Genomic DNA, 26284 nt, shown 5'->3' on the forward strand with positions numbered 1-26284 from the left:
TCATGACAGAGCGGGTTTAAGATAAGCTGAGGCAGGCGAGCGCCGGGGGCGCAACATCCTGGCGCTGCATCCCGTTGGCCCCGTTGCGCAGTGAGTATTTGAGAAAAGATGAAGCGACCGGCTTGGGCTTCACCTTTTTCCAAATACTCAAATCCTCCGCTGGCCCAGTGCGGACGGCTGGCGGACGTTTGCGGATCACATCTCCAGGATCTTGCCCGGATTCATGATATTCTCCGGGTCCAGTGCGGCCTTGACCGCAGCCATGTAACGGGTTGTCTTGCCCAGTTCCTTCTGCAGATAGGGCCGTTTGCCTTGGCCGATGCCGTGTTCGCCGGTGCAGGTGCCGTCCATCGAGATCGCCAGATCATTGAGCCAGCCGACAAAATCATCCGCCTTCTGCCGCTCGATCCCGCTGTCCATATCAATCAGCAGCAGCGCGTGAAAATTGCCGTCGCCCACATGGCCGACAATCGGCGCCATCAGCCCCATGCTCCCGGCTTTGTCCCGCGCGGCGCCGACGCATTCGGCAAGGCGCGAGATCGGCACGCAGACATCGGTGGAAATCCCCTTGGCGCCCGGGCGCAGCTGAAGGCTGGCCCAATACATATCATGGCGCGCCTGCCAAAGCTTGTTGCGCTCCTCCGCCGTTGAGGTTGCCGCGAAATCAAAGCCGCTGAATTCCTCGGCGATGGAGGCAAACATGTCCGACTGTTCCACCACGCCCGCGTCCGAGCCGTGGAATTCCAGCAGCAAGAGCGGCGTCTCTGGCAGGTCGAGACCGGAATAGGCATTGGCCGCCCGCACGCTGAGCGCATCCAGCAGTTCGATGCGGGCAACGGGGATGCCGTATTGGATGGTCATCATCACCGCGCGGCAGGCGTCGTCCACGGTGCGGAAGGAGCAGCGGGCGGAGCGGATCGCCTCGGGGATGCCCTGCAGTTTCAGCGTCAGCTCGGTGATCAGGCCCAGGGTGCCCTCGGAGCCGACCAGCAGGCTAGTCATGTCATAACCTGCCGAGGATTTCCTGGCCCGCTGCGCCGTGCGGATCACGCCGCCGTCGGCCATCACCGCCTCAAGCGCCAGCACGTTGTCCTTCATGGTGCCATAACGCACCGCATTGGTGCCCGAGGCCCGCGTTGCTGCCATCCCGCCCAAGGAAGCATTGGCGCCGGGATCGATCGGGAAAAACAGACCCTGATCGCGCAGATAGGTGTTGAGCTGTTCACGGGTGACGCCGGGCTGCACCACCACGTCGAGGTCTTCGGCATGGACGGCGATAATCCTGTCCATCCGCATCATGTCGATGCAGATACCGCCGGCGGGGGCGTTCACATGCCCTTCCAGAGAGGTGCCGGTGCCGAAAGGAATAACCGGCACGCCGTATTCGGCGCAGATCTTGATAATCTCGGAAACTTCTTCCGCAGAGGTGGGGAAGACCACTGCATCGGGGGGCTGGTTGGTGATCCAGGTGGTGGTGTGGCCGTGCTGATCGCGGATGGCCTGGCCGGTTTGCAACTGATCGCCGAACCGCTGTTTCAGCGTCTCCACAGCGGCGGCGATCCCGGCCTCGTTGCGGGGCAATGAGATAGCTTGCACCATGATGGGTCTCCTCGGGGTCAGGGCACAGAGCCCGGAACTTCACCTGTTAACCTAAGCCCCGAACTTGCAGTTCAGCAATACCCAGAACCCCGTAGCGCTGATGCCGCCCGGCATGGCGGCCGGGCCATAACGGGCTAACCGCCCAGCGCAATCCCTTCCCGTCTCGGGTCCGCAGCTCCCCTCAGCCCCTCGCCGATTTCAATTGCGTGCAGGCCGGAGGTCAGATCGCGGATATTGACCTCATACCCCATGTCTGTCAGCGCCTGCTCCAACCCCTCGGCGCTGGTGCCTGCCTCCAGATCATAGGTGCCGAACCGGTTGACCAGATGCGGCAGCGCCAGCGCCGCTTGGATGTTCATCCCCCAATCGGCCCATGCCACGATGGATTTCGCCACATAGCCGATGATCCGGCTGCCGCCGGGGGAGCCGATGGCCAGAACCGGTTTGCCGTCCTTCAGCACAATGGTCGGCGCCATCGAGGAGCGCGGACGCTTGCCCGGTTCCAGCCGGTTGGCGATAGGCACGCCGTCCGCATGGGTGCGGAAGGAGAAATCCGTCAGCTCATTATTCAACAGGAACCCGCCCGCCATCAGCCGCGAGCCAAAGGCGTTTTCTATCGTCGTGGTCATCGACAGCACGTTACCGTACTGGTCCACAATCGAGATATGCGAGGTCGAGGGCAGCTCGATCGACTCGTCATCCGCCAGCAGCAGCGCATGGTCGAACTCGGGCGTGCCCGGCGCCGCCTCGGGCAGCGCATCACCGCTTTGCAGCAGCTCTGCCCGGCTGGCAAGGTAATCCGCTGCCACCAGCCCATGCGTCGGCACCGGCACAAAATCACTGTCCGCCATGTAACGGCCCCGGTCGGCGAAGGCGAGCCGTGAGGCATCGCCGATCAGCCGCCAGGCCTCGGCACTGTCTGCGCCCAGTTCCGCCAGATCATACTGTCCAAGCATTCCCAGGATCTGCCCCACCGTCAGCGCGCCTGAGGACGGCGGCCCCATACCGCAAGCCTCAAAATCGCGGTAGGCGGCGCAGACTGCCGGACGTTCCCTGACCTGATAAAGCGCCAGATCGGTGGCGGACAAAACGCCCGGGTTGCCCTCGGCAGTGTTGACGGTGCGGACGATCTCTGCCGCGATGGGACCGGTGTAAAACGCCCCTGCCCCGCCCTGTGCCAGCGCCCGCAAGGTGGCGGCATAGTCCGGGTTCAGCAGCATAGCGCCTTCGGCAATGGGTGCACCGTCCGGCAGGAAGTATTCCGCGGTGGCTGGGAACCGTGCAAGCCGCTCTGCATCATCTGCCACCAGCCCTGCCAGGCGCGGGGAGACGGAAAAACCTTCCTCGGCCAGCTGGATCGCCGGTTCAAACAGCGACGGCCAGTTGGCCTGCCCCCAGCGCCGGTGCGCGGCCTCCAGCAGCGCAGGTGTGCCCGGCGTGCCGACGGACAGACCGCCGACAACCGCATCAAAGAATTTCAACGGCTCGCCGTTTTCATCCTGAAACAAAAGTGGCGTGGCGGCCAGCGGCGCCGTCTCGCGCCCGTCCAGCGTGGTCAGCTCGCCCGCAGCAGCGTCATACCAGACCAGAAACGCGCCGCCGCCCAGGCCGGAAGATTGCGGCTCCACCAGTCCCAGCACGGTCTGCACCGCCACCATCGCATCTGCCGCGGTGCCGCCTGCGCGCAGCACGGCGGCACCGGCCTCCACCGCATGCGGATTGGCGGCAGTCACCATCCAGTTTTCGGCTTCTACGGGCTGGCCTGCGGATTTGGCCTCCATAGCGGCGGCGGCTTCCGCCGAGAGTGCCTCAAACGTGCCGGCGGTTGCCCCCTCAGGGGCCACGGCGTCGGCGGCCTCCTGCGCGGCGGCACTGCCGGCGCCGACGATACAGGCCAGAATCAAGTGTCTCATGGAAAAATCCTTTCTTAAATTCCGGCCCGGAGCGCGGGCAGTTACAGCATCGAGGGCACCACCTGATCCGGCGGCCGGTGGCCATCCTCGAAGGTCTTGATATTCAATAGCACCTTCTCGCCCATCTCGATCCGGCCCTCGATTGTGGCCGAGCCCATATGCGGCAGCAGCACAACATTGGGCAGCTCGCGCAGGCGCGGGTTGATGTCGGTGCCGTGTTCATAGACATCCAGGCCGGCACCGGCGATTTCATTCGAGCGCAGCATGCGGGTCAGGGCGTGTTCGTCGATCACCTCGCCGCGCGAGGTGTTCACGATCACCGCCGAGGGCTTCATCAATTTCAGACGGCGTGCATTCATCAGGTGAAAGGTCGAAGGGGTAGACGGGCAGTTGATCGACAGCACATCCATCCGCGCCGCCATCTGATCGAGGCTTTCCCAATAGGTGGCCTCCAACGTCTCTTCGGTTTCGGGACGCAACCGGCGGCGGTTATGGTAGTGGATCTGCATGCCAAAGGCCGCCGCGCGCTTGGCCACGGCCTGGCCGATCCGTCCCATGCCAAGGATGCCAAGACGGCGCCCTGCAATCCGCCCGCCCAACAGCGCTGTGGGCGCCCAGCCTTTCCAGTCGCCCTTCTGCATCACGGCGAGCCCCTCGGGCATGCGGCGCACCACTGCCATGATCAGCGCCATTGCCATGTCAGCAGTATCATCGGTCAGCACCCCGGGGGTGTTGGAGACCAGAATGCCGCGCTGACGGGCGGTGGACACATCAATATGGTCAACGCCCGCGCCGTAATTCGCAATCAGCCGCAGCCGCTCGCCCGCCTGACCCAGGATCCCTGCATCAATGGTATCGGTGACCGTGGGCACCAGCACATCGGCATCCTTCACCGCCGCGGCCAGCTCGGCCCGGGACATCGGCGCGTCATCCTCGCGCAGGCGCACATTAAACAACTCGCTCAGCCGGGTTTCCACAGGCTCCGGCAACCGTCGCGTAACAACAACACTCAGTCGGTCTCTTGGCACTTGCGCTCTCCCTTGGGCTTTTCATTCCGCACGCCTCCATGGCATCGTGGCGCAGGACGCGGGCGGGCACAAGAACCCAAGCGCAACTCCCTTGCCGCAGGCCGGAAATTTCCCGGCCAGTGCCAAAGGGCGGGCAGAAGACCGGAACAAGAGGCTGGGCCTGATCCGGCTGGGCAAAAAGAGGCGAGCAGGCAGTGAAAATAGCGGCAATGGCAATGCGCCATCTGGCAGCGGCAGCGGTATCCTTGGCGCTGGCGGGGGCTGTGTGCGCCGCCGAATCCCGCGGCCCTGTCACCAACCTGCCGCTGCCCCGTTATGTCTCGATGAAGGCGGCCAAGGGCAATGTCCGCCGCGGCCCTTCGCTGACCCATAAGATCGACTGGGTGTTCAAACGCCGCGGCATGCCGCTGGAGATCACCGCGGAATACGGCCACTGGCGCCGGGTTCAAGACCGCGAGGGGGCCGGCGGCTGGGTGCATTACGCGCTGCTGTCCGGCGTGCGCACGGTGCTGATCGAAGAAGACATGCTGACCGTGCACGCGCGCCCGGACTCCCGCGCGCCGGTAACCGCAGCATTTGAACTGGGCGTGGTTGCCCGCCTCGGCGACTGCGAAACCAGCTGGTGTGAAATCTCGGCCGGCGGTTACAGCGGCTGGGCGCCTAAGAAAAAACTCTGGGGCGTCGCACCGGGTGAGCTGCGCGAATAATCCCCTTCTCTCTCAATTTTCATCTTTCCCCCAAATACTCCGGGGTGAATTGGGCCGCAGGCCCAAGAGGGGCAGCGCCCCTCTCCCGCCCGCCTGCGCGCAGCCGCGGCAATCCGCGCGGGGCGCAGATGCGCCAAACCATTGCACCCGCAGCAATCGTGTTCTACATGGGGGCCATACCATTGGCTGCCAGGCCGGGTTCCGCCCATTTTCAGGGCACCGCCGTGGCAGCACCGGAATACCCGAACCTGGCGCGGCCTGTCTGCGCTGACGTCACAAAAGCCTCCGAGATCGCTGAAAGGTTGTGAAACATGGCAGAAAATCAAACCCCGGACATATTGTATACCATTGTAGACGAAGCGCCCGAACTGGCCTCGGCATCCTTCTTGCCGATCATCCGCAAGTTTGCCGCAGCCGCTGGTGTCTCGGTCGGAACCAAGGATATTTCGCTTGCCGGGCGCATCATTGCAGCCTTCCCGGAAGGGCTGACCGCAGAACAGCGCCAAAGCGATGATCTGGCCGAGCTGGGCCAGCTGGTGAAAACCCCGGACGCCAATGTCATCAAACTGCCCAATGTCTCTGCCTCGGTACCGCAGCTGGTTGCCGCTGTCACGGAACTGCAGGGCCAGGGCTATGCCATTCCGGACTACCCGGCAGAACCCGCCACAGACGCCGAAAAAGACATCCGCGCGCGCTTTGATGCGATCAAGGGCTCGGCTGTAAACCCGGTCCTGCGCGAAGGCAATTCCGACCGTCGCGCCGCCAAGGCAGTGAAGAACTTTGCCCAAAAGAACCCGCATTCGATGGGCGCATGGTCGGCAGACAGCAAGACCAAAGTGTCGTCGATGCCGGGCAATGATTTCTATGCAAACGAGAAATCCGCCACCATCACCGCCGCGCAGGCCGGGGACGCAAGAATCGAATTCACCGCCAAAGATGGCTCGGTCACCGTGCTGAAAGACGCCTGGCCGCTGGAAGACGGCACCGTGGCCGATGCGACCTTCATGTCTGCCAAGGCCCTGGCCGCCTTTCTGACGGAGGCGATCGCGGACACCAAGGCTGACGGCACGATGTTCTCGCTGCACATGAAGGCCACCATGATGAAGGTCTCCGACCCGATCATCTTCGGCCACGCCGTCAAGGCCTGGCTGGCGCCGGTGTTCGGCAAATTCGGGACTGAACTGGACGCGCTGGGTGTGAACCCGAACTCGGGTCTGGGCGACCTGCTGGCGCGGGTCAAGGACAACGCAGAGATCATGGCCGCCATCGACGCGGTCCGTGCCGAGCGCCCCGACATGTATATGGTCGACAGCGACAAGGGCATCACCAACCTGCATGTGCCGTCCGATGTGATCATCGACGCCTCGATGCCCGCGGTGATCCGCGCCGGCGGCAAGGGCTGGGATCAGAACGGCAACAAGGGCGACACCAACTGCGTGATCCCCGACCGCTGCTATGCCACGATCTATGACGAGACCATCAATTTCTTCAAAGCTAATGGCGCGCTGGATGTGACCACCGCCGGTGCCGTCGCTAACGTCGGCCTGATGGCGCAGAAGGCCGAGGAATACGGCTCCCACCCGACCACCTTTGAAGCACCCGCAGACGGCACCATCCGGGTGGTTCTGGCCAATGGCGACACCCTGCACAGCCACGATGTGGAAGCAGGCGACATCTGGCGCTCCTGCACCGTGAAAAAGGCCCCGATCGAGAACTGGATCCAGCTGGCGCTGGACCGTCAACGCTTGACCGGTTCCGAGGCGATCTTCTGGCTGGACGCAAACCGCGCCCATGACGCCGAGCTGATCAAATACGTGCAGCCTGCGCTGGAAGCCGCTGGCGTTGCGGACAAGTTCCAGACCCTGGCCCCGCGCGAGGCAACCCGCCAGAGCCTGGAGACCATTACTGCGGGCAAGGACAGCATCGCCATCACCGGCAACGTGCTGCGCGACTATCTGACCGACCTGTTCCCGATCCTGGAGCTGGGCACATCGGCCAAGATGCTGTCAATCGTCAAGCTGATGCAGGGCGGTGGCCTGTTTGAGACTGGCGCCGGCGGTTCCGCCCCGAAACACGTGCAGCAGCTGGTCGAGGAAAACCACCTGCGCTGGGATTCGATGGGTGAATTCTGTGCCCTGGGGGAAAGCCTGAATTTCCTGGCCGACAACAAAGGCAACGCCAAAGCAGGTGTGCTGGGCGCCGCGGCTGAGGACGCCACCCAAGGCATTCTCGACCACAACCGCTCGCCCTCGCGCAAGGTTGGCCAGCCGGACAACCGCGACAGCCACTACTGGTTTGCCCGCTATTGGGCCGAAGCCCTGGCAGCACAGACCGAAGATGCGGATCTGGCGGCGCATTTTGCCCCCATCGCCGAAGAGCTGGGCGCCAAGGAGGAACAGATCATCAGCGAGCTGGCCGCAGCCCAGGGTCCGGCGGCAGACATCGGCGGCTATTACCGTCCGAGCGCCGCGTTGAAGGCAAAGGTGATGCGTCCCAGTGCCACACTGAACGCGATCATCGGCTGATCTTTCCCGACAGTCCGAAACAAAAAGCGCCCGGGGAAATCCCCGGGCGCTTTTTTGTTTGTCTGTGAAGGTTGCCAGATGGATCAGAAATCCTGCCACATATTCTTGGCTGCGTTGCCGCTGGCCGCGGCAACAGGCTGCGCGGCGGGCTGCATGTCCCAGTCATCGTTGCCATGGGCGGACGGCACAGATGCCGGCGTGCTGGCCGCCTGGGCCGGAGCAGCTGCCACACGGCCGCCAGGGATTTTGAAGTGCGCCACCAGATCGGTCAGCTTGGAGGCATCGGTCTTCAGCAAATGGCCGGCGGCCGTCGCCTCCTCCACCATCGCCGCGTTCTGCTGGGTGACCTGATCCAGCTGAGTGACGCCGGTGTTGATCTCATTCAGGCCGGTGGACTGCTCCGCAGCGCCCTCTGCAATGCCGGAGACCAGCTGCGAAATATGGGTAACCTGGCTGACGATGCTTTGCAGCGCATCCCCCGCCTTGCCCACCAGATCCACACCGCGGGCTACCTGGCCGGAGCTGTCCGAGATCAGCGTCTTGATCTCCATCGCCGCGTCTGACGACCGCTGTGCCAGCGCCCGCACTTCAGACGCCACCACCGCAAAGCCGCGCCCTGCCTCGCCCGCGCGGGCGGCCTCGACCCCGGCGTTCAGTGCCAACAGATTGGTTTGAAACGCAATGTCGTCGATCACCGAGATAATCTGGCTGATCTTGTTGGAGCTTTCTTCGATCTCGGTCATCGCGGACACCGCGCTCTGCACCACTTCGCCGCTGGTGCGGGCCTCTTCCTTGGCCTCATCCATGGTCGCTTCGACGCTGCGGGCGCCGTCGGCGGCGGATTTGACGCTTGCGGTCAGCTCATCCAGCGCAGCGGCGGTCTGTTCCAGCGTGGCGGCCTGGCTTTCGGTGCGGTGCGACAGGTCATCCGAAGCCTGGCTGATTTCTGCAGCACCGCTGCGGATGCTGGCGGCCGCGGCAATCACTTGCTCGACCGTGGCGCTGAGGTTCTGCGCGGTGGTGTTGAAATCCTGGCGCAGCTGCTCGTAATTCTCAGGGAAAACCTCGGTGATCTGCGCGGTCAGGTCCCCCTGCGACAGGGCTGACAGTTTGCCGCTGAGCACGGCCACGACATTGCTGCGCTTTTCATTGCGCTGCTGCTCGGCCTTCTCCAGATCTTTCTGACGGATCAGTGCCTGGCGGAACACATCGAGGCTTTGGGCAATCTCCCCCATTTCGCTGCGCGCATTGGCACAGGGGATTTCACTGCCAGTGTCGCCATCGGCCAAGGTCTGCATGCGGGACTTGAGACCGTTCAGCGGTCCGGTGACACTGCGGGTGATGAAATAGGCGGCAATCGACAGTGTCACCAAGCTGATGCCCAGAATGATCAGCGCCTCATTGCGCATCAGCGCCACGTCCGACTCGATATCCGAGACATAGGCGCCGGTGCCGACAATCCAGCCCCAGGGTTCATAGGCCTGCACATAGCCGATCTTGGCTTCGATCACGTCGGAATCAGGTTTCTTAAAGTAATATGTAAGCTCCCCTGCCCCATTAGCTGCGGCGATTTTCTCCAGCTCCTGGAACACTTTGATGCCGGTCACATCCTCGTAGGCGCCCTGATTGGTGCCATTCCAAGCGGGCACCGTCGGATGCGCCTGCACCACCAGATCATGGTCGAAGACAAAAACATAACCTGCATCGCCGAAACGCAAGGCGGTGAGCCGCTCTCGGCCGATGTCCCGGGCCTCCTGCTCGGTGAAGCGGCCGGATTTCACACCTTCTTCCAGATCGCGCAGCAGGCTGACTGCGGTGTCTGTGACGTTGTGCAGCTCGGTATAGCGCATTTCATAGGCGTTTTTGACGGATTGTGACAGCAGCAGGAAAGTCAGCACAGCCGTCAGACTGAGAGCCAGCGCCGCCAGCGCATAGATACGAACAGGCAGACGGTACAGAAAATCGGGGAGTCGGAGCATTAGTGCGGAACCTTCATTACGTGCATATTGCCTGTGGGTTTAAGCTGCACTCTCTAACAATTTCCTAGCCGGATGCAGCTTTCCGCCGCATTTCGCAAAGTTCATGCCGCAATGCGCCAACGATGCTCTGGGCTGTCACCCGCCAGCGCCTGCCCTGCGGCTGCATCCCGGCCTCTGTACGCGCCAAAGGTGAGGCAGCAGGCCACAGCGGCGCGGCGAGCCTTGATTTCGGAGATGCGGATGGTTCCGGACAGTGTAGCGTCCGAAGGCCATCAGCTTGACCTTGTTGGCGAATTGGCCGGGATCATGCCCTTTGGAAACGGTAGTTGCGGGAGCAGTCAACCGCCGTTGCTTACCGGCACTCTCAGAAACCGTTCAAACGCATCACTACGCCCTGTGATAAAGAATTTTGCTGCCCGTTTTTCAGACACCGTGCGCGACGTTTGAATGATGCGCGGCATTTTGGGCACGGATTTTGCCGGCTTTGATGAGCCTGCGCCGCACCTTGCGGGGCCCGACAGCCTTCGCGCCTCTGCTACGCGCGCTTTCGGGCCGGGCGCCATGGCCAGAATGCGTTTGACCTCATTCCGGCTCTGCACAAGCGGCACCTTCACCGGTTCCTTGAAGCGGAAAACCTCCGCGGCCGGGTTATGCCGCCGCAGGGTACCCAGCCGCAACGGGTCAGATGCAGTGCTCCTTTATTCCTCCATCGCTACAACTTCGAATTCCTTGACCAAGTCCTGATGGGCCACTCCGCAAAACTCCATACACAGGAGCTGGTAGCCGCCGGGCTCCTCAAACGTATAGGTGACCCGGGTGGTGCAGCCGGGGATCGCCTGCACCTGGGTCAGCAGCGTCAAGCTGCTGTCATAGATGCCCATGCCGTCGGTGACGTCCCCGGTTGCCACGTTGAAATTGACCAGCGTGCCGGCCGGGATCTCGGTGGTATCGTTATCCCACCGCCACTGACCGCGGCTGACGTTCACTTCCATCGCGTTCCGGGTGCTGGCCAGCTGCGCAAAGAGCCGGCGGAAACGATCACACCAAGGACCGTCTTTGCCCATATCAGCCCTGTGCGCTTGCTGTTGGCATTCGGGCCGGGTCCATCGCCCATGCCTCCCAGCAGAAGACAGCTGAAAGCACCGCCCTCAGGACCAGCGGGATCAATAGAACAACTGGCTGCATGTGCCACTTCCCTTAATGAGTATTCTGAACGCCCATTACTGGGTGGCGGCACACCTCAACAAAACACGCCTTTCCAATGCATATTAATTATGGGAAGAACACTTATGCAGATATCAAAGTTCTCAGATTACGCCCTGCGCATCCTGATCCACCTCGCCACGCATGAGGAAGGATTGATGTCGACCCGCGAGATCGCGGCTATGCAGAAACTGCCTTTCAATCACTTGGCCAAGATTTCTCAATGGCTGACCCATGAGGCGTATGTGGACTCAGTACGAGGCCGGAACGGAGGCATGCGTTTAGCACTGCTGAGAGACGCAGGCTGGCCCCTCTCGGCGGTAAAAACACCGCCTGCCGGCAGCGGGTGGACGATAAACGTGTCGAACGTCTATGGCGGCGAGAGGGGCTGAAGATTCCAATCAAGCAACCCAAGAAGGGACGGCTCTGGCTCAGCGACGGATCATGTGTCCGGCTGCGGCCGGAGTATCGCAATCACGTTTGGTCCTACGACTTCGTGCATCACCGGACAGATGATGGCAGGGCGTTCAGGACACTGAACATCCTGGACGAACACAGCCGGGAGTGTCTTGCGATCCGGGTGAAGCGAAAGCTGAACTGGACCGAGGTCATCGACGCGCTGACGGACCTGTTCATATTGCGTGGTGTCCCAGCGTATATCCGATCTGACAACGGCCCAGAGTTCATCGCGGAGGCTGTCAGGGGTTAGATCAAAGCTGTCGGGGCCAAAACTGCGTTCATTGAACCAGGGTCACCTTGGGAGAATGGCTATTGCGAAAGCTTCAACGGGCGAATGCGCGACGAGCTGCTGAACGGGGGAGTTTTCTACTCGCTGCGTGAGGCGCAAATTATCATCGAAAGCTGAAGGAAACACTACAATACCAAAAGCCCCCACAGTGCTCTGGGCTACCGCCCACCGGCTCCAGAGGCCATCGTCTCGATGGACCAAAGGCCAACCATGCACTGACTTCAAATTTGGACCACTCAAGTGGGGCTGCTCACCCGCATCTCTCAACTCGCCAAAATGGCCGGCTTGTGCGGGATTGGGTGGCGGCGATTGGGCTGAAACTGAACCGCACCGGGTTTTCCGGAGACTGATTTCAGTTAGTTACGCGGCAATGTCCTCAGTTTCCAGAGCGGCGTAGAAATTGGCCTCTGCTTCTGCCGGCGGGATGTTCCCAATGGGTTCAAGCAGGCGGCGGTTGTTGAACATGGCGTAATCGCGGAGCGAGTCGTTCCGGCCTTCTGGACAGATGAACGAGCGGCTGCCCGCGCTACGATGGGAAGGGGCTCGGGAAGAGCTCCTGACCAAGGCAACAGGCGGAGAACAACCATGGTGCAGCATGTCGGGTTGGACGTGTCTTTGAAGGAAACTGCAATTTCCATCCGGGAGGACGGCTCCCGGATCTGGCGGGGAAAATGCGTTTCCGATCCCGGAAGCGTCGCGGAAATCATCCGAAGGCACGCTCCGCGGGCGGAACGGGTCGTCTTCGAGAGCGGCCCGCTCGCGACGTGGTTCTACCACGCCCTGACCGCGGAAGGCGTTCCCGCCATCTGCATCGAGGCGCGCCATGCGCAGAAGATATTGAACGAAACGCTGAACAAGACGGATGCCAATGATGCAGACGGCCTTGCCCGGATCGCAGAGGCTGGGTTCTACAAGGAAGTCCGCGTCAAGGCGTTCGGCTCGATGCTGGCGCGCACGCTGATCGCGATCCGCAGCCAGATCGTCGGCATGTCGATCCAGCTGAGCAACCAGATCCGGGGCGTCATGAAGACGTTCGGGCTGATTGTGCCGAAGGGCAAGGGCCGGGTCTTCGAGGCCAATGTCCGCGCTCTTCTCGACAGAAGGGATGATCTGGCGCGGATCATTCTGCCGCTGCTCGGGGCATGGCGCGACATGCGCAGCCACGCGGCCGAGTTCGACCGGCAGTTGCTTGCTGCCGCGAGGCACGACAAGGCAGCGGTCTTGCTGATGACGATCCCGGGCATCGGGCCGGTGACGGCCCTGTCATTTTCCGCCGCAGTGGAAGACCCGGGCAATTTCCGACGGTCGCGCTCCGTTGGGGCGTGGCTCGGGCTGACCACGCGCCGATACCAGTCGGGAGAGGTCGACTATGACGGCCACATTTCCCGCAGGGGCGACCGACATCTGCGTAGCCTGCTCTACGAGGCTGCAGTCGTGATGCTGACGCGCAGCAGGGCCCGGAACGACAGTGTGCTCCGGACATGGGGCTTGGCGCTGAAGGAACGTATCGGGCTCAAGCGCGCAGCCGTGGCCGTCGCACGCAAGCTGGCGGTGATCATGCACAGCATGCTCAAGACCGGCGAAGCCTTCAGGCCGTCCGGAGAACCCGCGACAATTTAGACCGGAGCCCGCCAGCCGGGACCGGCACATGCGTGCTGCGCCGTCCCTGCCGCGGACGTGGGTCTGGCCATTCCGTTTAGATTGGCTGCAGCTCTCAGGATAGACTGCGCGTTGAACACAGGAAGGCCGTGCCTGCGAAGACCATGATGCGGCGGCACATGCCGACCGCGGAGACAACCCTGCTCCCGGCACCCGGACATTTCTGCGCAACGAGACGGATACGGCCCCGGTCCCGCACTTGAGATTTGCGCTGCGTGCTGCCACCCTTGCGGCACGGCGGACGTTCTGCTGCCCAGTGCCTTGACGTGCGGGTAGCGATTAGACAACCAATCCACCCATTCGAGCGTTGCGTATTCCACGTCTTCGAAGTTGCGCCAAGGGCCGCGGCGGTGAATGACCTCGGCTTTGAACAAACCGTTGATCGTCTCGGCCAGGGCGTTCTGCGCCTTCAAATGATCCCCCGGATCATTTGATCCGCTGCGCGGATCTGCTTGAACTCATAGCTGTCTCCGACGCTGCCCGCAGAGGGCTCGATACCAGCTTCGCCCAACCGCTCTGTGTATTTGATCGAAAGGTATTGGCTGACCCACTGCGTGACAGGCGATGCCAGCATCGCCGAGAACGGCGGCCGGAGTGATGAACAAGCCCCATCGCCTTTGCCGGCCGCCGCTCGTGAACAGCCTGCTCCAGAGCATCCATTGCCCGGCAGGCGCATGCGAAGCATGCTGCCGAGAGGGGAGAACGAACCCGGCATGCGCCGAGGTGCTGACACGACCCATTGACCGGCAGGCGATTTGGCAAAGCCAAATCTGCCGAGAGGGGGCCAACGATCTTGCGGGCATAGGCATCGATAAGCGAGCCATTGAAGGCGCCATTGGTTCGAGCCCAATGGCGAGCGGCGACATAGGCGAACCCTTTCCAGGTGGCAACATAGGTGAAATCGCTGACCCAGAGCATGTTGGGCGCGGGGACACGGAATTGCCGGTTTACCTTGTCCATCCACTGCCCGGCAGCACATGCGCAGCATGTGCGAGAGCGGGCACGGGGCCTTTTTGCCGGGCATCGTGGTTTTGTGCGGCTTGCCCCGGAGCGAGCTTTTGTCCGCCATTGGTCCGAGGACAATGGCGAGCGCCTTGAATACCCATGCTCTTCATCAGCCGGGCGACCGTGCAGCGGGCAACAGTGAGACCCTCCCGCTGCAATTGCCGCCAGATCTTCCGCACGCCATAGACCCGCCAGTTCTCTTCGAAAACACGCAGGATCCCGGGCCGCAATGCCGCGTCACGCCGGGCACGGTCCGGCAACCGGGCCGGATCGGCCTGCTGCGCCAGATGCTCGTAATACGTGGAAGGGGCAATCGGCAGGAATGAGCCATGTCGCGCCATTGGTCCGAGCGGCAATGGCGAATGCAGATCGGCTCGACCCCATGCTCACCGCGATGCATGTCCCCTCTCGCGCATGCTGGCATGCGCTGCCGGGCAGCGGATGAATGACACCATCCCTTCAACCGGCGGCCGAGCTCCGCCATCGCAAAGCTGACCGTAGGAACGCCACTGGTCCGGGTGACAAGGTCAACGCCGATGCCTTGCGGAGAATCTCGTTCACCTGGCGCAGCTCGCGGTTCTCCCGCTCAAGCGCCTTCGTTTGGGCGGTCAAATGATCCCCCGGATCATTTGACCGCTGCGCGAACGACCCGCACTGCCGGCGGCATCAGTTGGAACACCCGCCCGCTTGCCGCTGTCGACTTCCGCCTTCTTCACCCACTCATTCAGCCTGTGCGCCGAACAGCCGATCTTCGCAGAGATCGGCATGATTGCCTGCCAGCGGGAACTGTACTGGCCGTTTGCCATTGGGCTCGGACCAATGGCGCCTCCAATGGCTCACTTGTCCAGCACCAGACGCACCGCACGCTCGCGGACCTCAGGAGAATACTTGTTGGTTGTCTTGCTCATGGTGACTTCATCCTACTCAGGAGTTGAAGCCTCCGGCAAACCCGGTGCGGTTCAAACCCAGTGGATACGGCACCCATTCGCAGCGCAGAACCAAAGCAGCGGAGATATACCGGAAAACCGGAAATCTCAGGGCGGTTCAACTATTGCTCGGACACACAAAGGTTGACAGCACTGTCAGATACCTTGGTGCCGAACTTGAAGATGCGCTGAGCATCGTCGAGCAAATCGACCTTTGAATCACGTTGGCGGGCGGCACGTGCCGTTCGCCAATCCGGACCGGACCTGCGTTCGCGCCGCAGCAGTGGGCCGGCTTCGATGAAGATTTTTCGACGCGGGCCATTGCGAGCGGCTTCAGCTGGGCGTGAGTGTGGCCCGCGTTGACAAACCTCTCAGGGAGGAAGCCGCGGGGTCTGGTTGCGGCCTATGGGGAAAGAGTGCTGTCCGCTGAGCTTGTGACTGGTAGGGATGCGCCCGCTCGGAGGATGAGGGCCACCGATTCCAGTTTCGGCCAGAGGGTTTGACCTGGATTTGATCCAGATCGAAGCCGTTTTGCGCCGTCCTTGCAACTTTCCGGACCGCTCCTGACGGGCGGGCTCGGCCGGTGTTGCTGAAGCAACCGGTGAGCGGTGGATGGGATGATCGGGCACTCGGTCATGCGGCCTGTTTCCTCGGTGGAGCGCGAGATTGCGGAACCTCGCCGCGCCGGAAAGTCTCCACGATGCGCATCGGCCCGCCGCAATCGGGGCATGGCTCTCGCAGGGTGAGCGGGACGATCTCGACCGAGGGTGCGTGTTCCTGCCTGGTCGTTTCCGCGCCCAGCAACGTGCGGATCTTCGCGATGCTGGTCTTGCGGGCGGCACTTGCCAACAAGCCGTAGTGCCGGATGCGGTGGAAGCCATCCATTGCCCGGCAGGCGATTTGGCGGCGCCAAATCTGCCGAGAGGGGGGAGCACATGGATCAGGAACCGGCGGATGAACTCGCCCGTGGACAGGCGCATAACCTTCATCCTGTCGCCGCGCTTGATGCGGTAATCTTTCCAGCGGAAAGCCACGGTGTCGGCATCGGCGCTGATCAGGCGGCTGTTCGAGATCGCCACCCGGTGGGTGTATCGGCTGAGATAGGCCAGCACCGCCTCTGGTCCGCCGAAGGGCGGTTTGGCATAGACCACCCATTCGGCCTTGCGCAGCGGTGCCAGCCAGGCTGCGAAAGCGCTGGCGTCGGTCAATCCGGCGAGGTCGCCGAAGAAGGAGAGCCGCCCGGCGCGGTGTAAGTTGCTCAGGCCCTCAAGGAACAGCCGCCGAAACAGACGCGACAACACCCGCACATGCAGGAGGAACCCTGGTTTGCAGCCAATCCAACGGGTGCCGTCCAGCGAGAGCCCGCCACCTGGGACGATCATGTGGATGTGGGGATGGTGCGTCATCGCTGATCCCCAGGTATGAAGCACGCTGGTCATTCCGACACGAGCACCGAGGCGCTTGGGATCGGCGGCGATAGTCATCACTGTTTCCGCAGAAGCGCGGAACAGCAGTCCATAAACCGCCCGCTTGTTCCAGTAGGCGATGCGGGCGATCTCGGCCGGGAGCGTGAACACCACATGGAAATACTCCACAGGCAGCAGGTCATCTGCCCGCGCCGCCATCCAGTCGCGCGCGGCCGGTCCCTGGCATTTGGGACAATGCCGGTTCTTGCAGCTGTTGTACGCGATATGCTGGTGTCCACACTTGGTACAGGCCGCCACATGTCCGCCGAGCGCCTCCGTTCGGCAGGCCTCGATCGCCCCCTCTCGGGATCTTGCTTTGCAAGACCCTGCCGGGCAGTGGACATCACCTTGAGCTGGCTCAGGCTGACATGCCCCTCATTGGCCCGCCTGAAAGCGGGGCCATGAGACCTGAAGATGTCCGCAATCTCCAGCGCGTGCCGTGGCACGCCAATCGCTCCGTCAGGTCACATCTCGCATATGTTCATACGGGCTGGCGACATTGCGCAACGTCTTGGTCGCCACGTGGGTGTATCGCGCCGTCGTGGTCAGCTTGGCGTGGCCGAGGAGCACCTGGATCACCCGCACGTCCGTATCGGCCTCCAGCAGATGCGTGGCAAAGCTATGCCTGAGCGAGTGCAGCGTGGCAGGCTTCTTGATCCCAGCCATGCGCTTGGCCGAGTTGAAGGCCCGATTCAAGGATCGGGGCGACATGGGCTCAACCCGGCTCTGGCCGGGGAATAACCATCCCTGAGGACGTGCCTCGCGCCAGTAGTCCCGCAGCAGCTCCAGCAACGACGGCGACAGCATCACGTCGCGATCTTTGCCGCCCTTGCCGCGCTCAACATGGATCAGCATCCGGTCGCTGTCGATGTCTCGCACCTTGAGATTGCTTACCTCGGAGGCGCGCAAACCTGCACCATAGCCGATCCCAAGCGCAGCGCGGTATTTAAGACCCGGCCCCGGTGCCGAGGCTAATACCGCAGAGACCTCCTCGAAGCTCAGCACAATCGGCAGCTTCCGTGGCTCGGTGCGGAACTGCATGTACTTCGTTTGGCGGGAAAATGATCCCCCGGATCATTTTCTACTCCGCCTGCACTTTCCTCCCGGTCACAGGTCATGCCGAAGAGTTGGAGGGGACCGTCGCCCCGGTGGGGCGGCGAAAGCCCCAGAAACGCGCAGCGCCGTAATCCGGGCGTTGTAGACCGAAGGCGTGACCTCCGTGTCGGTCATGTGAAGTTGATAGGCGCGCAACTCATCCGGTGTCGCCGTATTTGGCGACCGCCCCAGAAACGCAGTGAAATCCTTCAGCGCCCGGATATGCGCCTTCTGCGATGTCTCCGCCATCCCGCGAATGCGCATATCTTCGATCATCCGCGCACGCAGCGGGCTCATCTTCTCCTGTGTCATGGGACCCTCCTGTCCGATTGAGAAACCTCAATCGTCAGGCAGGTCAGTCACATCGCAAAATCCGAACACATTCAGGTGCGCGCGCTACAGCAGAAACAAGCGCCATTGCCGCGAGAGCGGCTTAGTCCTCGAGCCCAATGTGACCGATGCTGCGCAGCGCATTAACTGGTGCGAAGCACGCGAAGCCGACGTTGTCCGCAGTAAGATCGGCACTATTTCCTGATTGCCGCCTACCTCAATCCTGCGGTGCGGCCCGGTAAAGCTCCAGTTCGTCTCAGACGCTGCATCTATGCTGCACGACCATGATTAACAGCTTCATCTCTCGCAGCTTCCGGACACTCTCAATCCGGAAATACCGCACGGCGCGGGTTATCAGGCAGAGGCATGGCGGACCGGCGTGACATTGGTGATGGCCATGTTCCTTGGATGGCAACCAGGTTGCCAATACCCACTGCGGGGGACTGTGCCCGGACGGCAACCTGGAAGAAGCTGGAACCCAGCAATGAAAACCCCGCCACATTCAGGAGAGCCCAGATGAGTGTTCCCGAACCGCAGACCGCATGGGCACAGGACCGCGCCCATCTTCTGCACCCCTACACGGATTTTGCCGCCTTTGCCGAAGAGGGCAGCCATGTCATCGAGCGTGCCCAGGGCATGCATGTCATCGATACCGAGGGCAACCGGCTGCTGGACGGCATTGCCGGGCTGTGGTGCGTGAACATCGGCCATGGCCGCGAGGAGATGGCCGAGACCATCGCCAAACAGGTGATGGACATGCAGTATTACAACCCGTTCGGGCACAGCACCAATGTGCCGGCGGCCCAGCTGGGCGCCAAGCTGGCGGAGCTGACGCCGGGGGATCTGAACCACATCTATTACACTTGCGGCGGCTCCACCGCCAATGATGCCGCGATCCGGCTGGTCCACTATTACTTTGACATGAAGGGCCAGCACCGGAAGAAAAAGATAATCTCCCGGCAGAACGGTTATCACGGCGCAACCTATGTGGCGGCCTCGCTCACCGGCATCCATGGCACCAAATACGGCTTCGACCGGATTGGTGAGGAGTTCATCAGCCACGTTTCCGAAGCCAATCTCTATGCCAAGCCGGAGGGCTGGAGCGATGCGGACTATTGCGACCACTTGGTGCGCGAGTTCGAAGCCCGCATTCAGCAGCTGGGCCCGGACAATGTGGCCGCTTTCATCGCCGAACCGATCATGGGCGCCGGCGGTGTGCTGGTTGCGCCCGCGGGATACCACAAACGCATGTATGAAGTCTGCAAGCGCCACGGCATGCTCTATATCGCTGATGAGGTGGTCACCGGTTTTGGCCGTCTGGGGGAGTGGTTCACCTCGGAAACGCTGTATGGCTATACGCCGGACATCCTGGTCTGCGCCAAGGGGCTGACCTCGGGTTATATCCCGCTGGGGGCAACGCTGATCTCGGATGAGATTTACGGCACCATTGCCAGGCCGCAGTGTGAGGGCGGGGTGTTCTCGATGGGGCTGACCTATTTCGGGCATCCCGTGGCCTGCGCCGCGGCGCTCAAGAATATCGAGATCATCGAGCGCGAAGGCATTCTGGATCATGTGCGGACGGTTGGCCGCTATTTTCAGGAAAGCGCCCAGTCCTTGCTCAACCTGCCGATTGTGGGCGATGTGCGCGGCAGCCATCTGATGCTGGGCATCGATCTGGTTGCCGACAAGGCAAGCAAGGCCCCGCTCGATCTGTCCGAGCAAGCAGCCGGTAAGGTGTTCAAGGGCTGCATGGAGCGTGGCGTCATCGTGCGCCCGGTTGGCGACCGGCTCGTCCTGTCGCCGCCGCTGATCATCAGCAAGGACCAATGCGACCAGCTGATCGGGGCTGTTGCCGGCTCAATCAAAGACTTCACCGAGCCAGGAGTGAATGCATGCGACAGATAACGCTTGCTGCAACCCAGATGGCCTGCAGCTGGGACATCGACGAAAACATCGCCAAGGCTGAGGCGCTGGTGAACAATGCCGCCGAAGCAGGGGCCCAGGTTATCCTGCTGCAGGAGCTGTTCGAAACGCCCTATTTCTGTCTCGAACAGTCACTAGACCACCTGCAGCTCGCCCGGCCGCTCGAGCAAAGCCGGGTGGTGTCGCATTTTGCGTTGCTGGCCCGGAAACTGGGAGTAGTGCTGCCAATCTCCTATTACGAGGAGGCAGGGCTGGCGCGCTACAACTCGCTGGCCATCGCCGATGCTGACGGGACGATCCTGACCAACTACCGCAAGACCCACATCCCGCAGGCGCCGGGGTACCAGGAGAAGTTCTATTTCTCGCCGGGCGACAGCGGCTTTCAGGTGGTTGAAACCCGCTTTGGCCGGATCGGCTGCGGCATCTGCTGGGACCAGTGGTTTCCGGAAACCGCCCGCTGCTTGGCGCTGCAGGGGGCTGAGGTGCTGCTGTTCCCGACCGCCATCGGCACCGAACCGAAGAACCCCGAATTGGACAGCAGCGGCCATTGGCGGCGCACGATGCAGGGCCACGCCGCGGCAAACATGATCCCGGTGGTGGCGTCCAACCGCGTGGGCACCGAACAGGAGGGCGAAACCGCCGGCATCTTTTACGGCACCTCTTTTATCGCGGGCCACACCGGCGAGATCCTGGCGGACGCCAACCGCACGGAGGAAACCTTCATCACGGCAACTGTCGACCTGGATGCCGCCGCGCGTTACCGCAGCGCCTGGGGGGTGTTCCGGGACCGCAGGCCGCATATGTACGGCACCCTGCGCACCTTGGACGGCAAAACAGGAACTATGCGATGACAAAAATGCTGACGATCCGGGTGATTGAACAACGCGACCGTGAAAGCTGGGACCGGCTGTGGACCGGTTATCTTACTTTTTACAAGGCTACGCTGCCGGCGGCCATCTATGACAGCAGCTTTGCAAGACTGCTGTCGGCGGATGCGCGGGAGTACCGCGGTCTGATTGCCGAACTGAATGGCGAAGCCGTTGGACTCGCCCATTATTTGCTGCACCGCGACATGTGGTCGGTGGAGGACACCTGCTACCTGCAGGACTTGTTTGTCGATCCGCAGGCGCGTGGAGCCGGCGCCGGGCGGGCTTTGATCGATGAAGTGGCAAGGCGGGCCAAAGCCGAAGGTGCTTCTGACCTCTACTGGCACACGCAGGAATTCAATCACACGGCACGCAGACTCTACGATCAGATGGCCACGCTGACGCCTTTCGTGAAATATGACAAGCCCCTCTCCCGCAACTGAAAAAGGGGCCAAGCAATTGGCCCCTTCTTTTTTGCTCTCAAACCGCGGGCACCTGCTGGGTGATACAATGCACCCCGCCGCCGCCACCGCCGATCATACGGCCTGAAACGCCTACGACGCGCCGGCCCGGGAAGGCCTCGCGCAGGATAGCGAGCGGCTGGTCATCCTCGCCTTTCCTGCCGGACACCGGAACGATGACAGCGCCATTGCAGATGTAAAAGTTCATGTGAACAACGTCATAGCTGGTCAGCGGGATCTCAATAATCTCGAAGCGCCGCCCGTGGACGTCGGTTTCCTGCTGCAGGATGTGCTTGGCATCCTGGGTGATCCGGTAGTTAGGGTCGGAGCGGTCATCGGTGGTATGCAGCAGCACGACGCCCGGTGCGGCAAAGGCTGCCATGCCGTCCACGTGCCCGTCGGTGATCGGGTCCGGGGTGAGGCCGCGGGGCAGCCAGATCACCTTCTGCACGCCCAGACCGGCTTTAAGCTCTTCTTCCACCTGGGCTTTGCTCCAGCCTGGATTGCGGTTCTTGTGCAGCAGGCATTCCTCGGTTGTCAGCAGGGTGCCTTGCCCGTCCACCGCCACTGCGCCGCCTTCCAGCACCAGATCGGACGTATACATCGGCAGGCCCAGATGTGCCGCAAACCGGCCTTTTGCCAGCGTGTCGTGTTTGTAGGGCGGGAACTTGCGGCCCCAGCCGTTGAAAGTGTAGCCGGTAATCCGGCGCGCGCCTTGCGCGTTCTGCACAATCATCGGCCCGCTGTCGCGCGACCAGGCATCGTTCAGCGGCATTTCGATCAGGGTGATTTCCGATGACAGCAGCTTCTTTGCAGCAACCATGTCGCGCCGCCGCACCGCCATAGTGACCGGTTCATACTCCGCGACGGTGTTGGCCACGTCCGCCCATTCCTTGCGGGCTGCGTTCAGCTGGTTCGGGTACCAGTTCTGCGGCGGCGGAAACTGCATCAGCGTTTGCGCGTGCTTCTTCCATTCGGCGGGGAAGGCAAAGCCGTCCGCGGCCGCGCTGCCGGGAATGATTTCGGCCCCGGTCTTGGCGTAGTTCACGGACCGGGCGGCGGCGGCAGGGCCTGCTGTCAGCGCGCCAGAGAGCGCTGCCGCCCCGGAGGCGAGAAAGTTGCGTCGGTTCATATCGGGATTTCCTATTTTAGATGCCGGCTTCGGACGCGCCGAGTGACGGATCGAGGTGGTCTCGCAAGCTGTCGCCCAGCAGGTTGAAGCCGATTGCAACCAGGGCAATTGCGCCACCGGGGAACACCGCCAACCACCAAGAGGCCGGCTGGTGAGTGAGGCTGTCAAAGATCATCGCGCCCCATTCCGGCGTTGGCGGCTGCGCACCCAGCCCAAGGAACGACAGTCCGGATGCCGCCAGGATCACAAATCCGACGTCAGTTGTGGCCTGGACGATCACCAAGGGCCAGACCATCGGCAGCAGGTCCGAGAAGATCAGCCGCAGGTGCGAGGCGCCCATGCAGCGGGCGGCGGCAATGAACTCCTGCTCTTTCAGCGACAGGATGCGGCTGCGGATCAACCGGGCGTACCAGGGCCAGAAAACTGCTGACAGGGCAATGGTGGTAGACAGCATCCCGCCGCCAAAGCTGGCGGCAATTGCCGCCGCCAGGATCAGCGCAGGGAATGCCAGGAAAAGGTCGGTCACCCGCATCAGGATCTCATCCGCCAGCCCGCCGGCGTACCCCGCGATCAGCCCGAAGCTGGTGCCGATTACTGCGGCAACGGCCAGTACCGCGAATGACACCGACAGCGAGATCCAGGACCCGGCCACCACCCGCGACAGCATGTCCCGGCCGATCTTGTCGGTGCCCATCCAATGCTCCGCCGAGGGCGGATCAAGCCGCGCCCGGATGTTCATCTTCAGCGGATCAAAGGCGGTGATATGCGTGTCCATCACATAGGCGCCAAAGGCCAGGATCGAAATCGTCACAACCAGGGTGACGATTGCCACCGCCAGAGCAGCCTGGCCCGATGATCCGGCAAAACCGGCAACCGGGCGGATGATGCGGCCCAGGTTTTTTGGCAGGCGGGTGCGTGACGGGGGCAAGGAGGTTTCGGCGCTCATGTCAGATCCACCCGCGGGTCGAGGAAGGAATAGCTCAGATCAACCAGGAAGTTGATCAGGGTATAGGCCATCGACACCACCAGGGTGATGGCCATGATGGCGTTATAGTCGGAGGCGGAGATGGCATTGGCGGTGTAGCGGCCCAGCCCCGGCCAGTCGAAGATCAGCTCGATGAACACGGCGCCGGAAATCAGCAGCCCGGTGTTCAGCCCGAAGATGGTGACGATCGGCAGCAGCGCATTGCCAAGCGCATGTTTGAAATAGACCCGGACCGGCGAAATCCCCTTGGCGCGCGCGGTGCGGATGAAATCCTGCGACAGCACCTCCAGAAGCGAGGTCCGCACCACCCGGATGGTGATCGCCATCGACGGGATCGCCAGCACAGCAACCGGCAGGATCATATGGTGCAGCGCGTCGGTGAACAGGTCGAACCGGCCCGCAATCAGGCTGTCGATGGTCATGAAGCCGGTGACAAACTCGGGCGCTGCAATCCCGGTGCCAAGCCGCCCGCCAAAGGGCACCAGCCCCAGAGTGGCAAAGAAGATCATCTGAAAGACCAGCGCAATCCAGAAGTCGGGCACCGACAGGCCCAGAACCGCCACGCTGCGCACGCCGGCATCCGCGGGCCGGCCGCTTTTGACCGCGGCCAAAGTGCCCAGCAGCACCCCCAGCACCAATGAGATCAGCCCCGCCGCAATGACGAGTTCCAGCGTTGCAGGGAAAAAGGCCTGGATGTCCTCGGAGATCGGCCGCCGGGTAACAACCGAGCGCCCGAAATCGCCGTTCAGGACATTGCCCACATAGGCCGCGAATTGCGTGGTGACCGGGTCATCCAGGCCTAGCCGCTCGCGCACCGCGGCCACCGCCTCGGCATTGGCACGGGCGCCGGCGATCAGGCGCGCGGGATCGCCCGGCAGCAGCCGGGCGAGCGCAAAAGTCATCAGCACAACACCTGTCATCAGCACCAGGGTGGCTGCTGTTCGCCTGAGAATGAAACGCAGCATTCAGACACCCCTCATGACGTGCGCGACAGGTTGTACATATCAAGCGTCGCCACATAGACCGGGTTGTTCTCCACCCCGGCAATGTCGCTGCGCGATACAAACTGCGACCGCTCCTGCAGAATGGGCAGCCAGGCCGGGTCTTCATTTGTCAGTATGCCGGCAAGGCGCTGGAACTTGACCGCCATTTCGTCATTTATCACCTGATTGCGCAGCTCGTCGATCAGCGCCGTCGCCTCGGCGTTGCCGTAACGCCCGGTATTGCCGTCGAAGGTTGCCGCATCGCCGCTGAACAGCCCCCAGGCAAAGCTGTAGGGATGATCCACATTCGGCCACCAGGAGAAATAGAACAGGTCCGGGCGCTCCTCGGCGCTGCCCTCACCAAAGAATACGTCGAGATAAGCGGAGAAGGACATTTCCTGCAGTTTGAGGCTGATCCCGATCTCGGACAGCCAGGCTTGCAGCAATTGGCCTTCGATGTCCCCGAAACCGGAGTAATAGGCCATTGTCAGCTCGGTGCCTCCGGCAATCCCGGCCTCACCCAGCAGCGCGCGGGCCTTGTCCAGGTCAAACGGCAGCAGCCGGTCCTGGCCATCCATGCCCTGCATCAGCGATGGAAACACCGAGGTAGGTTTGTCAGCGGTGCCCAGCGCCACTTCCTCGATATAGGTGTGATGGTCAAAGGCGTGGCAGAGCGCCTGGCGGGCGCGCGGGTCGGCCAGTTTTCCATCGGTGGCAAAGGCCACATATTGCACGGTGAAGGTTGGTGTATCGCTTACCGCAAACCGCGGATCATCGCGCAGCACCACCATATCCTCGGGTTCCATTGCCAGGGTCATATCGGCTTCGCCGGTTTCCAGCAGCTGGCGGCGGGTGGCGGAGACCGGAATGGTCTTGGTGATCACCCGGTTGAAATGCGGATGGTCCCAGCCGCCGCGGAAATCTGTATTGGCGGCAAAGGTTGCATCCTGACCGGGGTTGAGGCTTTCCAGCATGTAAGGACCGGTGCCCACCGGATTGGTCTGCAGGTATTGCGACCCCATGTCATCATCGCCCTTGGAATGCGCCTCGGCCGCGGTGGGGCTGGCGATCCAGAAGCCGTATTGCGAGGACACCTGACGGTCGAAGAACGGGCGCGGCTCGCCCAGGTCAAAGCGGATGGTTTTGGCATCCACCACCACGATCTGGCTGTCCGGGTCATCCAACTGCCAGGTGCCGGCCAGCCCGGCGGGATGCAGCACCAGACGGGTGACCGCTTTTTTCACCGCTGCGGCATCGCAGGGAGTGCCATCGTGGAACATCACCCGCTCGGCCAGGGTAAAGGTCCAGCTGCTGGCGTCTTCGCTGGCCTCCCAGGAGGTCGCCAGCGCCGGCGCCGCCTTCAGCGTATCGGTGCCGTCCAGCACGGTCAGCGTTTCATAGACCGGGCGCAGCCCATAGGCCCATTCGATATTGGTCGCCGGGTCAAGGTTTTCGACCGTTGCATCCACCAGCACCACCAGGGCATTGGGGTCGCGGGCGCCAAGGCTGGGCGGACTCGCAGAACCGGCAGCCCAGGCCACCGTACCCGGCGCCGCCGCCAACGCGGCAAAGGCACAGCTGCCGGCCAGAAAGGACCGGCGCGGCAGTTGGAATTGCGGTGTGTTCGGGCGTTTGCGCGGATGGCTCATGTTCAGCTCCCTATGTTGTCAGGAAATCTGCGCCTCGGCCAATCAGGGAGCCGCTTACCGTTTCCTTGCTCTTAAACTCCCAAAATAGGGCTGTTCCTGTCG

The 26284-nt window shown here is 62.3% G+C and carries 17 protein-coding genes and 5 pseudogenes; 9 read left to right on the forward strand and 13 right to left on the reverse strand.

What is annotated here, in order from left to right; genetic code table 11:
* Nucleotides 1-195 precede the first annotated feature (195 nt).
* From K3557_RS13180 to K3557_RS13190, 3 genes are all read right to left on the reverse strand, one after another.
* Nucleotides 196-1599 carry an FAD-binding oxidoreductase gene (locus K3557_RS13180; RefSeq protein WP_259994426.1) on the reverse strand — a complete coding sequence of 468 codons (1404 nt, stop codon included), beginning with the start codon at nucleotides 1597-1599 and terminating at the stop codon, nucleotides 196-198.
* A gap of 134 nt (nucleotides 1600-1733) precedes the next feature.
* Nucleotides 1734-3512 (reverse strand): gamma-glutamyltransferase, encoded by a 1779-nt coding sequence (gene ggt / locus K3557_RS13185; RefSeq protein WP_259994428.1) that lies wholly within the window; start codon nucleotides 3510-3512, stop codon nucleotides 1734-1736.
* A 41-nt stretch (nucleotides 3513-3553) separates the two neighbouring features.
* A complete protein-coding gene (locus tag K3557_RS13190) occupies nucleotides 3554-4540 on the reverse strand; it encodes a D-glycerate dehydrogenase (protein WP_259994430.1) in 987 nt (328 codons plus the stop codon).
* 215 nt (nucleotides 4541-4755) lie between these two features.
* On the opposite strand from K3557_RS13190, the gene K3557_RS13195 reads away from it, so the two are divergent.
* Nucleotides 4756-5247, forward strand: coding sequence for an SH3 domain-containing protein (locus K3557_RS13195; protein ID WP_409201221.1), 492 nt, complete (start codon nucleotides 4756-4758; stop codon nucleotides 5245-5247).
* A 311-nt stretch (nucleotides 5248-5558) separates the two neighbouring features.
* Nucleotides 5559-7772, forward strand: a complete 2214-nt coding sequence (locus K3557_RS13200) for an NADP-dependent isocitrate dehydrogenase (RefSeq protein ID WP_259994442.1) — start codon at nucleotides 5559-5561, stop codon at nucleotides 7770-7772.
* 83 nt (nucleotides 7773-7855) lie between these two features.
* Here the strand turns inward: K3557_RS13200 and K3557_RS13205 are convergent, their stop codons facing one another.
* Nucleotides 7856-9751, reverse strand: coding sequence for a methyl-accepting chemotaxis protein (locus K3557_RS13205; protein WP_259994443.1), 1896 nt, complete (start codon nucleotides 9749-9751; stop codon nucleotides 7856-7858).
* A gap of 698 nt (nucleotides 9752-10449) precedes the next feature.
* Nucleotides 10450-10815: a hypothetical protein gene (locus K3557_RS13210; protein ID WP_259994444.1), complete on the reverse strand. Its 366-nt coding sequence runs from the start codon at nucleotides 10813-10815 to the stop codon at nucleotides 10450-10452.
* Between the two features lie 225 nt (nucleotides 10816-11040).
* Here K3557_RS13210 and K3557_RS20620 point away from each other — a divergent pair, with 225 nt between their 5' ends.
* From K3557_RS20620 to K3557_RS13225, 3 genes and pseudogenes are all read left to right on the forward strand, one after another.
* Nucleotides 11041-11346, forward strand: coding sequence for an RrF2 family transcriptional regulator (locus K3557_RS20620; RefSeq protein ID WP_409201180.1), 306 nt, complete (start codon nucleotides 11041-11043; stop codon nucleotides 11344-11346).
* Nucleotides 11301-11921, forward strand: a pseudogene (locus tag K3557_RS13220) (IS3 family transposase); the annotation flags it as partial. The gene K3557_RS20620 and the pseudogene K3557_RS13220, both read left to right, overlap by 46 nt.
* 366 nt (nucleotides 11922-12287) lie before the next feature.
* On the forward strand, nucleotides 12288-13322 hold the full coding sequence (locus tag K3557_RS13225) for an IS110 family transposase (RefSeq protein ID WP_259993778.1): 1035 nt from the start codon (nucleotides 12288-12290) through the stop codon (nucleotides 13320-13322).
* A gap of 314 nt (nucleotides 13323-13636) precedes the next feature.
* Here the strand turns inward: K3557_RS13225 and K3557_RS13230 are convergent.
* Nucleotides 13637-14936, reverse strand: a pseudogene (locus tag K3557_RS13230) (IS3 family transposase); the annotation flags it as partial.
* A 38-nt stretch (nucleotides 14937-14974) separates the two neighbouring features.
* On the reverse strand, nucleotides 14975-15133 hold the full coding sequence (locus K3557_RS20625; RefSeq protein ID WP_409201181.1) for a hypothetical protein: 159 nt from the start codon (nucleotides 15131-15133) through the stop codon (nucleotides 14975-14977).
* A 185-nt stretch (nucleotides 15134-15318) separates the two neighbouring features.
* On the opposite strand from K3557_RS20625, the pseudogene K3557_RS13240 reads away from it, so the two are divergent.
* Nucleotides 15319-15510, forward strand: a pseudogene (locus tag K3557_RS13240) (integrase); the annotation flags it as partial.
* 415 nt (nucleotides 15511-15925) lie between these two features.
* Here K3557_RS13240 and K3557_RS13245 read toward each other — a convergent pair.
* Nucleotides 15926-17204: pseudogene (locus K3557_RS13245) on the reverse strand (IS91 family transposase).
* Between the two features lie 13 nt (nucleotides 17205-17217).
* Nucleotides 17218-18165: pseudogene (locus K3557_RS13250) on the reverse strand (tyrosine-type recombinase/integrase).
* 534 nt (nucleotides 18166-18699) lie between these two features.
* On the opposite strand from K3557_RS13250, the gene K3557_RS13255 reads away from it, so the two are divergent.
* The 3 genes from K3557_RS13255 to K3557_RS13265 are packed head-to-tail and all read left to right on the forward strand — an operon-like array spanning nucleotide 18700 to nucleotide 21415.
* Complete coding sequence (locus K3557_RS13255; protein ID WP_259994446.1) at nucleotides 18700-20088, forward strand: aminotransferase; 1389 nt, start codon at nucleotides 18700-18702, stop codon at nucleotides 20086-20088.
* Complete coding sequence (aguB, locus tag K3557_RS13260) at nucleotides 20076-20957, forward strand: N-carbamoylputrescine amidase (protein ID WP_259994447.1); 882 nt, start codon at nucleotides 20076-20078, stop codon at nucleotides 20955-20957. The genes K3557_RS13255 and aguB overlap by 13 nt, the downstream gene beginning before the upstream one ends.
* A complete protein-coding gene (locus K3557_RS13265) occupies nucleotides 20954-21415 on the forward strand; it encodes a GNAT family N-acetyltransferase (RefSeq protein WP_259994448.1) in 462 nt (153 codons plus the stop codon). The genes aguB and K3557_RS13265 overlap by 4 nt, the downstream gene beginning before the upstream one ends.
* A gap of 37 nt (nucleotides 21416-21452) precedes the next feature.
* Here the strand turns inward: K3557_RS13265 and K3557_RS13270 are convergent, their stop codons facing one another.
* From K3557_RS13270 to K3557_RS13285, 4 genes are read right to left on the reverse strand one after another with little or no spacing between them, the layout of a single operon-like run.
* Nucleotides 21453-22565 carry an agmatine/peptidylarginine deiminase gene (locus K3557_RS13270; RefSeq protein WP_259994449.1) on the reverse strand — a complete coding sequence of 371 codons (1113 nt, stop codon included), beginning with the start codon at nucleotides 22563-22565 and terminating at the stop codon, nucleotides 21453-21455.
* Nucleotides 22566-22581: 16 nt separating this feature from the next.
* Nucleotides 22582-23511 carry an ABC transporter permease gene (locus K3557_RS13275; protein ID WP_259994452.1) on the reverse strand — a complete coding sequence of 310 codons (930 nt, stop codon included), beginning with the start codon at nucleotides 23509-23511 and terminating at the stop codon, nucleotides 22582-22584.
* Nucleotides 23508-24515 (reverse strand): ABC transporter permease, encoded by a 1008-nt coding sequence (locus K3557_RS13280; protein WP_259990548.1) that lies wholly within the window; start codon nucleotides 24513-24515, stop codon nucleotides 23508-23510. Before K3557_RS13280 ends, K3557_RS13275 begins: the two co-directional genes overlap by 4 nt.
* 11 nt (nucleotides 24516-24526) lie before the next feature.
* The gene (locus K3557_RS13285; RefSeq protein WP_259994454.1) at nucleotides 24527-26182 is read right to left on the reverse strand and encodes an ABC transporter substrate-binding protein; all 1656 of its coding nucleotides are present in this window, start codon (nucleotides 26180-26182) and stop codon (nucleotides 24527-24529) included.
* Nucleotides 26183-26284 lie beyond the last annotated feature (102 nt).

It is taken from the genome of Leisingera sp. M523 (genome assembly GCF_025141335.1).
Lineage (GTDB): Bacteria > Pseudomonadota > Alphaproteobacteria > Rhodobacterales > Rhodobacteraceae > Leisingera.

Coding starts and splice junctions, on each gene's coding strand:
- K3557_RS13180 (WP_259994426.1), bottom strand. CDS start 1,599: ATGGTGCAAGCTATCTCATTGCCCCGCAACGAGGCCGGGATCGCCGCC.
- ggt (WP_259994428.1), bottom strand. CDS start 3,512: ATGAGACACTTGATTCTGGCCTGTATCGTCGGCGCCGGCAGTGCCGCC.
- K3557_RS13195 (WP_409201221.1), top strand. CDS start 4,756: ATGCGCCATCTGGCAGCGGCAGCGGTATCCTTGGCGCTGGCGGGGGCT.
- K3557_RS13200 (WP_259994442.1), top strand. CDS start 5,559: ATGGCAGAAAATCAAACCCCGGACATATTGTATACCATTGTAGACGAA.
- K3557_RS13205 (WP_259994443.1), bottom strand. CDS start 9,751: ATGCTCCGACTCCCCGATTTTCTGTACCGTCTGCCTGTTCGTATCTAT.
- K3557_RS13210 (WP_259994444.1), bottom strand. CDS start 10,815: ATGGGCAAAGACGGTCCTTGGTGTGATCGTTTCCGCCGGCTCTTTGCG.
- K3557_RS20620 (WP_409201180.1), top strand. CDS start 11,041: ATGCAGATATCAAAGTTCTCAGATTACGCCCTGCGCATCCTGATCCAC.
- K3557_RS13225 (WP_259993778.1), top strand. CDS start 12,288: ATGGTGCAGCATGTCGGGTTGGACGTGTCTTTGAAGGAAACTGCAATT.
- K3557_RS20625 (WP_409201181.1), bottom strand. CDS start 15,133: ATGCCGATCTCTGCGAAGATCGGCTGTTCGGCGCACAGGCTGAATGAG.
- K3557_RS13255 (WP_259994446.1), top strand. CDS start 18,700: ATGAGTGTTCCCGAACCGCAGACCGCATGGGCACAGGACCGCGCCCAT.
- aguB (WP_259994447.1), top strand. CDS start 20,076: ATGCGACAGATAACGCTTGCTGCAACCCAGATGGCCTGCAGCTGGGAC.
- K3557_RS13265 (WP_259994448.1), top strand. CDS start 20,954: ATGACAAAAATGCTGACGATCCGGGTGATTGAACAACGCGACCGTGAA.
- K3557_RS13270 (WP_259994449.1), bottom strand. CDS start 22,565: ATGAACCGACGCAACTTTCTCGCCTCCGGGGCGGCAGCGCTCTCTGGC.
- K3557_RS13275 (WP_259994452.1), bottom strand. CDS start 23,511: ATGAGCGCCGAAACCTCCTTGCCCCCGTCACGCACCCGCCTGCCAAAA.
- K3557_RS13280 (WP_259990548.1), bottom strand. CDS start 24,515: ATGCTGCGTTTCATTCTCAGGCGAACAGCAGCCACCCTGGTGCTGATG.
- K3557_RS13285 (WP_259994454.1), bottom strand. CDS start 26,182: ATGAGCCATCCGCGCAAACGCCCGAACACACCGCAATTCCAACTGCCG.